At 70.6% G+C, this 11,384-nt stretch carries 9 protein-coding genes and 1 pseudogene; 3 read left to right on the top strand and 7 right to left on the bottom strand.

The window, feature by feature from the left end; translation table 11 throughout:
- Window positions 1-1,554, top strand: a complete 1,554-nt coding sequence (locus Q1A98_RS09250; RefSeq protein ID WP_299572346.1) for an AMP-binding protein — start codon at window positions 1-3, stop codon at window positions 1,552-1,554.
- A 15-nt stretch (window positions 1,555-1,569) separates the two neighbouring features.
- Here Q1A98_RS09250 and Q1A98_RS09245 read toward each other — a convergent pair whose 3' ends face one another.
- The 6 genes and pseudogenes from Q1A98_RS09245 to Q1A98_RS09220 all read right to left on the bottom strand — a co-directional run bounded on the left by Q1A98_RS09245 (window position 1,570) and on the right by Q1A98_RS09220 (window position 7,982).
- Window positions 1,570-3,042 (bottom strand): class I adenylate-forming enzyme family protein, encoded by a 1,473-nt coding sequence (locus tag Q1A98_RS09245; protein WP_299572343.1) that lies wholly within the window; start codon window positions 3,040-3,042, stop codon window positions 1,570-1,572.
- The gene (locus Q1A98_RS09240) at window positions 3,039-3,851 is read right to left on the bottom strand and encodes an enoyl-CoA hydratase/isomerase family protein (RefSeq protein WP_299572817.1); all 813 of its coding nucleotides are present in this window, start codon (window positions 3,849-3,851) and stop codon (window positions 3,039-3,041) included. Before Q1A98_RS09240 ends, Q1A98_RS09245 begins: the two co-directional genes overlap by 4 nt.
- 87 nt (window positions 3,852-3,938) lie before the next feature.
- A pseudogene (locus tag Q1A98_RS09235) lies at window positions 3,939-4,685 on the bottom strand (enoyl-CoA hydratase/isomerase family protein); the annotation flags it as partial.
- Complete coding sequence (locus Q1A98_RS09230; RefSeq protein WP_299572341.1) at window positions 4,685-5,932, bottom strand: acyl-CoA dehydrogenase family protein; 1,248 nt, start codon at window positions 5,930-5,932, stop codon at window positions 4,685-4,687. The gene Q1A98_RS09230 and the pseudogene Q1A98_RS09235, both read right to left, overlap by 1 nt.
- Entirely contained in the window at window positions 5,929-6,735 is an 807-nt protein-coding gene (locus Q1A98_RS09225) for an enoyl-CoA hydratase-related protein (protein WP_299572338.1), read from the bottom strand. Before Q1A98_RS09225 ends, Q1A98_RS09230 begins: the two co-directional genes overlap by 4 nt.
- Window positions 6,736-6,740: 5 nt before the next feature.
- A complete protein-coding gene (locus tag Q1A98_RS09220) occupies window positions 6,741-7,982 on the bottom strand; it encodes a hypothetical protein (protein WP_299572336.1) in 1,242 nt (413 codons plus the stop codon).
- A gap of 80 nt (window positions 7,983-8,062) precedes the next feature.
- Between Q1A98_RS09220 and Q1A98_RS09215 the strand changes: the two genes are divergently transcribed.
- Window positions 8,063-8,866: an enoyl-CoA hydratase-related protein gene (locus Q1A98_RS09215; RefSeq protein ID WP_299572334.1), complete on the top strand. Its 804-nt coding sequence runs from the start codon at window positions 8,063-8,065 to the stop codon at window positions 8,864-8,866.
- A 12-nt stretch (window positions 8,867-8,878) separates the two neighbouring features.
- Here Q1A98_RS09215 and Q1A98_RS09210 read toward each other — a convergent pair whose 3' ends face one another.
- A complete protein-coding gene (locus Q1A98_RS09210) occupies window positions 8,879-9,742 on the bottom strand; it encodes an SDR family NAD(P)-dependent oxidoreductase (RefSeq protein WP_299572330.1) in 864 nt (287 codons plus the stop codon).
- A gap of 62 nt (window positions 9,743-9,804) precedes the next feature.
- Between Q1A98_RS09210 and Q1A98_RS09205 the strand changes: the two genes are divergently transcribed.
- Window positions 9,805-11,346: a class I adenylate-forming enzyme family protein gene (locus tag Q1A98_RS09205; RefSeq protein ID WP_299572328.1), complete on the top strand. Its 1,542-nt coding sequence runs from the start codon at window positions 9,805-9,807 to the stop codon at window positions 11,344-11,346.
- Window positions 11,347-11,384 lie beyond the last annotated feature (38 nt).

Raw genomic sequence — 11,384 nt, 5'->3', positions numbered from 1 at the left:
ATGTACTGGGATCTGCTCGTCGACGCCGCGGACCGCACCCCGGACGCCGTCGTACTGACCGACGACCACGGGAGAGGTCTCACGTGCGGCGAACTCCGTGACCTCGCGGAGGCGACCGCACGGTGGTTGGCCGACCTCGGCGTCGCACCCGGCTCGACGGTGTCGTGGCAACTGCCCACCTGCCTCGAGACGATGGTCGTCATGACCGCGTTGACGCGGATCGGCGCCGTGCAGAACCCGATTCTGCCGATCTGGCGGGAACGCGAACTCGCGGTGGCCATGCGCGAGCTGTCACCGGCGACGGTGATCGTCCCGACGTCGTGGCGCGGGGTCGACCACGTCGCCCTCGTCGAGTCGGTCACGGACACGCCGGCGCCCCGCATCATCGCGCTCGACGTAGAGACCCCGCCCATCTCCTCGCGGCTGCGGATCGACCTCGACCCCGACGCCCGGCTCGACACCCCGTGCGGGGGTACGGGCGGCGACGTGCGATGGGTCTTCTACACCTCGGGGACGACCTCGGACCCGAAAGGCGCTCGGCACACGGATGACTCGATCATCGCCAGCACCACCGGGATCGTCGAGATGGTCGGGGCGAGCAGCGCCGACGTGAACCCGGTCGCGTTCCCCGTGTCGCACATCGGCGGGGCGTCGATGCTGGCGGCCTCACTGCGGACGGGGATGCAGCTGGTCCTCTTCGACACCTTCGACCCCGTGGCGACGCCGGTGGCCATGGCACGGCACCGCCCGACGCTGCTCGGCAGCGCGACGCCGTTCTTCCACGCGTTCGTCCAGGCGCAGAAGGCCGACCCCGACCACCGGCTCTTCCCCGACCTCCGCGGATGCGTCGGGGGCGGGGCACCTGTGACCACCGCGTTGTCCGCACAGATCCGGCGCCACCTCGGCGTTCCCGGCGTCGCGAATGCGTGGGGGCTCACCGAGTTCCCCGTCGCGGCGTCGGCCACTCCCGACGCACCGCTGGACGTGCTGGACCACACCGCGGGCAGGCCGGTGTCCGGCGTCCGCGTGCGGGTCGTGGGTGCCGACGGTCTCGACGTCGACCCCGGACACGAGGGTGAGCTCCGACTGCGGGGCCCGCAGTGCTTCCAGGGATACGTCGACGCTTCCCTCGACAAGGCGGCGTTCGACGAGGACGGGTGGTTCTGCACGGGCGACCTCGGACGGATCGACGCCGACGGCAACGTCGTCGTCACCGGGCGTATCAAGGACGCGATCCTCCGCAACGCCGAGACGATCTCGGCGCGCGAGGTCGAGGAGGTGGTGGCAGGGCACCCGTCGGTGTCCGACGTCGCCGTGGTCGGGCTGCCCGACGTGCGGATGGGGGAGCGTGTCTGCGCCGTCGTGGTGCCCGACCGCCCCGACGACCCACCGACTCTCGACGACCTCCGACGACACTGCACCCAGGCAGGTCTGTCCCGGCACAAGCATCCCGACGAGGTGCGCATCGTGGAGGCGTTGCCGCGCAACCCGTCGGGCAAGGTCCTCAAGACCGTCCTGCGGTCCGACCTCGCGGCGCCGGCACCGACCCCCTGACGCCGCCGACGTCTCTCAGGCCAGCATCGTCTCCGCCAGCGCGGACAGCTCGCGTTTGAGGACCTTGCCGACGTCGTTGCGGGGCAACTCGTCGACGAAGACCAGTCGGGCAGGCACCCGGTAGGGGGTGAGGTGGTCGCGGCACCACTGCGTGACGGCGGCCTCGTCGACATCGGCGGTCGACCGCACCACGAAGCCCCAGGGCAGTTCGCCGACCCGCTCGTCGGGCACCCCCACCACGGCGGCGTCCGCGACACCGTCACAGGCGAGCAGGACGTCCTCGACCACACCGGGGAACACCTTGAGTCCGCCCCGGTTGATCATGTCCGACACGCGTCCGTCGAGCCACAGGAAGCCATCCTCGTCGAGCCATCCGAGATCCCCGGTGTGGAACCAGCCGCCCTCGGCGAGGCGGTCGAGCAAAGACGAGTCCACCCGTCCCGCAGCGGTGCTCGGTGTCCGCACCACGACCTCGCCCTCGTCGATCCGCACCTCGATACCGGGGAGCGGCCGTCCGACCGACCCGATCTTGTCCGCACCGAACTCTCGGGAGTCCGCAGCCGACCACCCCACGACCTCGCCACCGAGCTCGGTCTGGCCGTAGGAGTTCAGGACCATCACGCCGAACTTCTCGTAGAAGCGCCGGGCGACCACCGGGGACAGCGGCGCGGTGATGCTGCGCACGATCCGCAGCGGCGCGAGATCGGTGACCTCCTCGGACTGCACCGTCATGGTGAGAGCCGCCGGCGGCAGCACCGTCGAGCGGATGCCGTGGCGCCGCACCAGCGTCGCGAACTCGACCGGCTCGAACCGGTCCATGAGCACCACGCCCGCGCCCGCACGGAACGCGAAGATGACCTGATAGATACCCGCCCACAGCGACAGGGAGAGCGGCACGAGGTTCGGCATCGGTGTGCTCGGTGCGGACGACTTCTCACCCGACTTCCGACCCCGCAGGCGGGCCTGCAGACGGTCGACGAGATCGAGGACCGTGGAGTGTCGCAGTGGCACGGGCTTCGGACGGCCCGTCGTCCCGGAGGTGAACTGCAGCAACGCCACGTCGTCGTCGAACCGCGGCGGGGCGGGCGTCGCCGCGTCGGACGGGTGGGCGGTGACCGTGTCGCCGTCGACGACGACGAGATGCAGCCCGGCCGCCCGGTGCACGTCGAATCGAGGCGCGAGCGCGGCGTCGGTGATCACGACCAGCGGGCCCAGGGTCTCGAGCTGCGAGGTGATCTCGGGGTCGGCGGCCCGTGGGTTCAGCGGGGCGTAGACCCCTCTCGCGGACCAGACACCGAAGAGCGTGGCGATGGTCGAGGAGGTGTTGCCCAGCATGACCGCCGCGATGTGCCCGCTTTGCATGTCGAGACCGGTGAGCGCGACGGCGATCTCGTCGCGCAACGCCGTCAACTCGTCGCGCGGCACCGTCCGGTCGACAAGGTGCACCGGCTCGGTGGGGCCGTTGTCGAGCAGGTCGGCGAGTGTCATGACTCCCTCTCCGCGGGTAGCCACACCGGCTCCCGCTTCTCGGCGAACGCCTTGGGTCCCTCGTCCTGATCGGGATGTCCCCACATCGACGTCAGATGGCGTGCCCCGGTCCGACAGGCATCGGTCAGGCCCTCCTCGAGCGCACCCCACAACGCTCGCTTGGTGGCCCGCATCGCGCTGGGGGAGTTGCGGGCGATCTTCTCGCCCAGTTCCTGCGCCGCCTCGCGCAGTTCCTCGGGTGTGTCGACCAGCTGTCCCACCATGCCGATCTGGTGGGCACGTTCCGCGCTGAGGCGCTCGCCGCTGCCGACTAGGGCCATGCGCAACACCGCCTCCGCGGGGACCTTGCGCATGAGGGCGATCGTCTCGAGGGCACTGACCTGACCGATCGAGACGTGCGGGTCGACGAAGGACGCGGTCCGCGCGGCCATCACGATGTCGGCGTCGGCCACCCAGTGCAGCCCGCCGCCGGCGCAGACACCGTTCACCGCGACGATGACCGGCTTCCCGACCCGCATGTGCCACGCGGTCAGGCGTAGATCGAGGTTCGCCATGGTGTCGGCGAACTCCTGGACGGACTCACCGTCGAGTTCGTCGACGTCCGCGCCGGCCATGAACGCGCGTCCGTTGCCGGTGTGCACGATGACCCGCACGTCGGGGTCGTCGTCGAGTTCGCGCCACGCGCGGGGGAACTCGGCGCGCATCGTGGCGTCGTAGGCGTTCAGTCGTTCGGGCCGGTTGTTGATGATCCAGCCCACGGGGCCGCGACGCTCGACGATCAGGCGCTCGTAGGGGGCGTCGGAGTCCATCGACAGGGTCCTCTCGGGCGGGGACGGTTGTGAGACAGGTGTTCTCGGCACCGTGGCGATGCCTGCACGCTCACGGATGCGGGTCGTCACGCTGTGGTGTCGGTCCGCGGACTCCACACGGGCGCGGATGGTGTCGGCGGCCTCGGTGAGTGCCTGCGTCGTCCCCACCTCCAGAGCCCGCCACAGGGCGCGTTTCGATGCACGGACCGCCGACGGCGGGTTCGCGGCCACGGCGAGCGCGGTGCGGTGCGCGGCGTGACACAGGTCGTCGGGGTGGACCACCTCGCCGACGACGCCGAGGTCGAACGCCCGCTGCGCGCTGATCCGCTCGGCCCGACCGACCAGGGCCATCCGTGTGGTGGCCTCCATCGGCGACTTCCGCAGCATCGTGATCGCCTCGTAGGCGACCGCCTGGCCGACCGAGACGTGGGGATCCACGAACGACGCCGCGCTGGAGGCGATCACGATGTCGGCGTCGACGACGAGGTGCAGCCCGCCGCCTGCGACGACCCCGTTGACGGCCGCGATCACCGGTTTCCACACACCGCAGTGCCACGACGAGATGCGCAGCTGCGCGTCGCGGGTCCGGCGCGAGTGTCGCCGCATGGCGTCACGGTCGCGAGACACCTGCACGACGTCCATGCCCGTACAGAACTGTCGGCCGGCGCCGGTGACGACGATCGCACGCACCTCGGGGTCGGCGTCGAGTTGTGTCCAGGCGATCTCGAGCTCGTCGAGCATCGTGTTGTCGAAGGCGTTCCCCGAGTCCGGTCGATTCAGGGTGAGCCATCCGACGCCCTCGTCGACCGACACGATCAGTCGCTGGAACGACATCATGACCGCGGGATGTCCTTCCAGGGGACGCCCTTGTACGGGTCTGGTTCCCGGGGGAGGCGCAGGACCCGCTCGCCCAGGATGTTCTTGTTGATGTCGCTGGTGCCGCCCTCGGTGGTGTTGGCGCGGCTCCGGAGCATGCCGCGCACCTCGCGGGGCAGGTGGTCGGGGTCGTCGGTGCGTTCCCACGCGAGCGCGTCGGCGCCGATGAGCTCGACGGTCAGGTCCTGGATCCGCTGGTTCAGCGTGGCCTGGTGCACCTTGCCGATCGAGGACGCCGCGCCCGGGGATCCCCCGGCCGCGACCGTCGCGCGGATGCGATCGTTCGTCCACTCCGCGAGCTGCTCCTGCGCCCACAGGCGCATCACATCCCGCCGGACGAGCGGGTCGTCCCAGCGTCCGGTACGCCGCGCCGTCGCGATGAGGGAGTCGGCGCCCGACCCGCCGAGCCGTCCCGCGCCTCCGGAACCCGAGCTCGAGACCATCTGACGCTCGCTGGACAGGGTCGACGCGCTCACCCGCCACCCGTCGCCGGCCTCGCCGACCCGGTGCGCGTCGGGGATACGGGCGCCGTCGAGGAAGACCTCGTTGAACTCGGAGTCACCGGTGATCTGCCGCAGCGGTCGCACGTCGACCCCGGGCTGATGGAGATCGAGCAGGAAGTACGTCATGCCCTTGTGTTTGGGCTGATCGGGATCGGTGCGGGCCAGCAGGATCGCGAAGTCGGACACGTGGGCCCAGGTGGTCCACACCTTCTGGCCGGTGACGATCCACTCGTCACCGGACCTGACGGCCTTCGTGGCCAGGGACGCCAGATCGCTGCCGGCACCGGGCTCGCTGAAGAGCTGGCACCACTTCTCGTCGTTGCGCACCATCGGGGGCAGGAACCGTCGGCGCTGCTCCTCGGTCCCGTGCGCGAACAGGGCGGCCGCGGCATTGTGCAGGCCGAGCGGGTTCAGACGACGGAGGTTGAGCGGCCGCAGTTCGCGATCGATGACGCGGGCGACATCGGCCGAGACGCCCAGGCCGCCGTGCTCGTATCGCCAGGTGGGGACGACGAGCCCGGAGTCGCCGAACGCGGGGTACCACTTCTCGTAGTCCTCCCGGGACCGGACGCGTCGCAGGGCGTCGCGTCCCTGCGCCGCGGCCTCGCGCCAGGTACCGGGGACGGCGTCGGCCACCCAGGCGCGGACCACCTCCACGACCTCGTCGGGCGTGCTCTGTTCGGTGATCTCGACCCTGGTCATCGTCCCTGGAACCCCGTTGCCCGCTTCTCCCGGAAGGCGGCGAGCCCTTCCTTGAAATCATCACTGCGACTCGACAACTCGAGCGCCATGGCCTCGTTGTGGAGGTGGCGTTCGAGATCGAGGCCACCGCCGGTGTGCAGCAACCACTTGGTCAGTCCGAGTGCGACGGTCGGTGCGGCCGCCAGGCCGTCGACGAGTTCGGTTGCCGCGGAGTCGAGAACACCGGCGGGGACCGAACGGTGGATGATCCCCCAGTCGGCGGCCGTCGCACCGTCGATCTCCTCGCCCAACATCAGCAGCTGCCGCGTGCGGACCAGACCGATCAGGCGGGGGAGCAGCCACGCCGCCCCGCTGTCGGGGGTGAACCCCCGGGCCATGAACGGTTCCCAGAAACGGCTGTCGTCGGCGGCGATGCAGAAGTCCGAGGCGAGCGCGATGTGGAAGCCCAGTCCGGCTGCCCAGCCGCGGACGACGGTGACCACGGGCACCTGTGTCTGGGTCAGCAGAGGGATCAGCCGGTTGGCCTTGCTCGGCATGCGACGCTGCGTCGACCCGACCCGGGGTTTGCGGTCGGACTTGGCGTTGCGCGCGATGAGGTCGGCACCGGAGCAGAAATCGTCTCCCGTGGAGTCGATCACGATGACGCGAACGTCCTCGTCGCTGTTCGCGGTGACGAGGTCGTCGATCATCGCCTCGAGCATCGCGTCGCTCACCGCGTTGCGACGGTCCGGACGGTCGAGCGACAGGCGCAGCACGGCTCCGTCCCGGTCGGCGACGAGGCCTTCGGCGCTCTGGTAGCCCATGTCCCTCACCGGTCCGCGAAGTCGTCGATGACCGCGTCGAGAACGCCCGCGAGCGACGTCGCGTTGCCGGGCGGGTCGGGAAGGCGCACCTGTCCGTGCTCGGAACTGGGCAGCAGGATCGTCGCCTCACCCGGCGCCGTGACGACACCGCGCTGGTTGCGGGCCTCGAGTCGCACGTCGACGGCCGGGCGGCCACCCTCGGCGAGATACTTGCGGGTCACCGTCCCGGTGACGGTGTGCAGGTCGCCGACATAGTTGAACAGGCGGAACTCGCACTCGAGCTTCCACAGCCAGGCGTCGTCACCCATCCAGTCGGTGCAGAGGTGGATCAGCCAGGTCTCCCGCATGCGCCCGTAGTCGAAGGTGGTCGGGTTGCCGGCCGCGCGTGCCGCCGTGGGATCCCAGTGGACGCGCTGCTGCACGTCGGGGACGTTGTCGGGGCCCGCGGAGTAGAAGCGGGGGATCCGCCGACGGTTCTCCCATGCCAGTCGCAGCGGACGCACCCGGTACATCCCGGTGCCCATCCCGACGTGCCAGCAGACCATGTCGGTGACCGTCAGGGGGCCCTTGATCAGGGGACCGAGCGTGTCCCCCTCGGAGACGTCCTCCCACAGGCGCGGTGTGCCGCCCCGGCGACACTCGGCGGCGTAGGCGCGATCGATCTCGGCGATCTCGTCGTCGGACCAGGTCTTCAACTCGATCGACTCGTACTTCTTCGTGGCGCGAGCCTTCGTCCGCTCGGTCCGGATCATGTTGCGGTACTGGCCCGCGAGCATGGCCCCCTCGTCATCGGCGAACACCTGCGCAGACCACTCGTGGATCGCGCGTGCGGCGAACGAGCTGGACTTGTCGAGCGCGGCGACGAGGGCGTTGCGGCGGTGGACCCGTCGGTTCGGCCGCAGGGGCGCCCACCACTCCCGCGCGGACGAGGCGTAGAAGGCGTGCACGCCACGCAAGGGGTCGCCGCCGACGCCGTCGGGCTTCTCCGTGACCTCGTCCTCGCCAACGAGCGAGTCGCCACCGATCAGGGCGGGCGGGGCCATGGCGCCCTGCCATCGGGTCTGCGCCGCGTATGACTCGTCCCACCAGAGCGGGTTGTCGTCGCCGTAGCTCTCCGCGACGTGGCGGAAGGCGTCGTGATTGGGGGACAGGTAGTGCGGCGGCGCGACATGCGGCACCGCGACACCGATCGTGGATCGGAGTCGGTCGACGGCCTCATCGGTGATCTGTCCGACGGTCGATGTCACGACGCCTCCTCTGCCCGCAGCGGCGCGAGCGTGAACAGCATATCCGATTATGAGAGCGCCATTATCGCTAGGCTGTGCCGGTGGCGACAGAGGAGCGACAGGTCCGCACGACGACGGCGCCGGACGGCGTCCGGACGATCGAGATCGCCAATCCCACACGGGGGAACGCACTCACCCCGGCGATGCGCGACGACCTCGCGCGGGCCTTCGAGGACGTCCGCCGCGATACCGAGGTCCGGGCGGTCGTGCTCGCGGCAGCGGGGGATCGCCACTTCTGCACCGGTGCCGACCTCAGCGCCACGCCGCCGCGCTCCGACCACCGATCGGGCGACGTCGCCAGGACGCTGCGTGACGGGTGGCAACGGCTCGTCGCGGCGATCATCGACTGCGACACGCCGGTCGTGGCCGCGGTGACCGGGACCGCGGCGGGGGCGGGGATGAGTCTCGTCCTCGCGTGCGATCTCGTCGTGATGTCCTCGACCGCCACGCTCGTGGCGCCGTTCGTCCGCCGCGGCATCCTGCCCGACGCAGGCGCGATACACCTGCTCACGCGGGCGGTCGGGCAGCGCCGCGCCGCCGAGATACTCATGCTCGCCGAGCCACTCGACGCCGAGGGATGCGGCCGGCTCGCCATCGCCACCAGGGTCACCGAACCCGCGGACACCCGCACTGAGGCCGACGCGATGGCGCAGCGCCTCGCGTCCGGGCCGGGCGTGGCGCTCGCACAGATCAAGCGGCTTCTCGCCGTCGCGCCGGAGTCCGACCGGTCCCGCGCGTTCGACCAGGAGGCGTGGGCGCAGGAGACGGTCGCGGCCACCGACGACCTGGCCGAGGGGATCGCCGCGTTCCGCGAGAAGCGCGAACCGCGGTTCCGCGGCCGGTGATCCCGCCCGACGTCAGGGCGTCGGGCCACCGCGCACGGTGAAGGTCTCCGTCGCGTCGATGTCGTCGATCGCCTCGGCGACGGACTCCGCGGTGATCTCACGGTTGGTGACACCCTCGGTCACGCCGATGAACACGCGCGCCACACGACCGCCACCCACCGAGTAGATGTGGGCCGTGCGGTCGCACGACCGGTGCGCGAGGTAGACGACCACCGGGGTCACCAGCTCGGGGTCGAGATCCTTGGCCGCCTCACCCATGATCTTCTCGGTCATCCGGGTGCGGGCGATCGGGGCGATCGCGTTGATCGCGATGCCGCGACGCTCACCCTCGATGGCGAGCACGTGCATCATCCCGACGAGGCCCATCTTGGCCGCCGCGTAGTTGGTCTGGCCGAAGTTGCCGAAGAGCCCTGTGCCCGAGCTCGTCTGGATGATCCGGCCGTAGTTCTGCTCCCGCATGATCGGCCACACCTCGGCGATCATGTTGAATCCGCCCCGCAGGTGCACGGCGATGACCGCGTCGAACTCGTCGGCGGTCATCTTGGCCATCGCGGCGTCCCGCAGGATCCCGGCGTTGTTGACCAGGATGTCCACCCGACCGAACGCCTCGACGGCCGTCGCGACGATCGCCTTCGCGCCCTCCGTGGTCGCCACCGAATCGGTGCTGGCCACGGCACGCCCACCCTCGGCGGTGATCTCGTCGACGACCGTCTGCGCCGCCGAGGACGACGACCCGTCGCCGGTGACGGACGCACCCAGGTCGTTGACCACCACCAGGGCGCCACGACGGGCCAACTCGAGTGCATGGCACCGTCCCAGGCCGTTCCCCGCGCCGGTCACGATGGCGACCTGATCGTCGAAAGTCATTGCTGGCATGGCGAGAGGATACATTCTCTATTCTGACAACGGCGTTACCCCCTCCAGACACAGGAGCCGATGTGCCCGATCTTCTCGCCCCCGCTCGCGAACGCGCCGACCGTCGACGAAGCGCCTACCGCGCCGACGGTTTCTGGACGGGCGACCCGATCGACGTGGTCGCGGAGGCCGCGGCACGGATGCCCGACGCGGACGCGGTCGTCGACCGTGACGCCGGAACGGTCACCTACGCCCGGCTCGACGCTCTGGTCGGACGCGCGGCGCGACGCCTCGCCCGGGCCGGGGTGGGCCGTGACGTGCCCGTCCTGCTCATCGTCGGCAACGATCTGGGCTCGGTCGTGGCGGTGCACGCGGCGACCCGTGTCGACGCGGTCGTGCTGGTCGTGGCGGACAACGCGGGGCCGGCGCACATCCGCGACGTCGTCGAGGGGTCGGCGGTGCGGTTCGCCGTGGCTCCCGGCCGTCCGGTGCCCGACGAGGTGACGGACCTGCTGACCGTGATCGACCTCGAGGACGAGGCGTCGTCGGACGGCGACGACGTGGTGGCACGGCGCGCGGGCGACGACCCGTCGTTCGTGCTGTTCACGTCGGGGACGACGTCCGCGCCGAAGGGCGTGGTGCACTCGCTCAGCACGCTCCAGAAGGCGAGCGTCAACTACATCGCCGGCGCCGAGCTCACCTCCGACGACCGGATCTTCCTCATCAGTCCGCTGTCGTCGGTGACCGGGGTGCTGCAGGCGCTGTTCGTCGCCCCGTTGCTCACGATCCCTGTCGTGCTCGAGGCGCGGTGGCATCCGGAGCGGTCCGCGCAGTGGCTGACGTCGCAGCGATGCACCTGGTACGGGGGTCCCGACCGCCTGCTCGACACGATGCTGGCGGCGACGGCCGCGGCGGGGGAGTCGACCACGCTGCGGGCGGTCTTCCTCGGCGGCACCATGCTCGACGACCGCATCGTCCGCCGGGCGGAAGAGGAGTTCGGGATCGTCGTGCTGCGCGCCTACGGGTCGTCGGAGGTGCCGGTGAGCACCTGCGGGCGACGCGACGACCCAGCGGCGGTACGTCACCACCACGACGGCGCACCCCTCGACGACGTGGACGTCCGCATCGGATCGGACCTCGACCCGACCGAATGCTGTATCCGGGGACCGCATGCGTTCCTCGGCTACACCGATCCCGTCGCGACCGCCGCGCTGGACGACGAGTGGTTCCACACCGGCGACGCGGCGGAGATGGTCGACGGGCACCTGCGCATCGTGGGACGCCTGCGGGACATCGTCATCCGCAACGGCATGAAGATCCCTGTGGCCGAGGTGGAATCGGCGGTCAACGCGATCGACGGTGTGCGCGACTGTGCCGCGTACTCGGTCCCCGACGACAAGACCGGAGAACGTCTGGCGATCGCCGTCGTCGCGGACGCCGCGATCCCGCTGGCGCGGATCTCGGGCGCACTGGTCGACGCCGGGCTGCCGAAGTACAAGATCCCGGAGGAGTTGGTCTCCTGGGGAGAACCCCTGCCGGTCAACGCGAACGGCAAGATCGACCGCAAGACGCTGGCCGACCTCGCGGCGGGCCGACCCGTGGAGCGCGCCGCCCGTCTGGGGTGACGCCCCCGGGGCCCTGCGGCGGCAGGGCCCCGGGATCG

Origin of the sequence: uncultured Williamsia sp., assembly GCF_947494875.1 — a bacterium.
In the GTDB taxonomy this organism is placed as follows: domain Bacteria; phylum Actinomycetota; class Actinomycetes; order Mycobacteriales; family Mycobacteriaceae; genus Williamsia_A.
The sequence above is the reverse complement of the archived record's forward strand: the minus strand, read 5'-3'. Positions and strand labels throughout refer to the sequence as shown.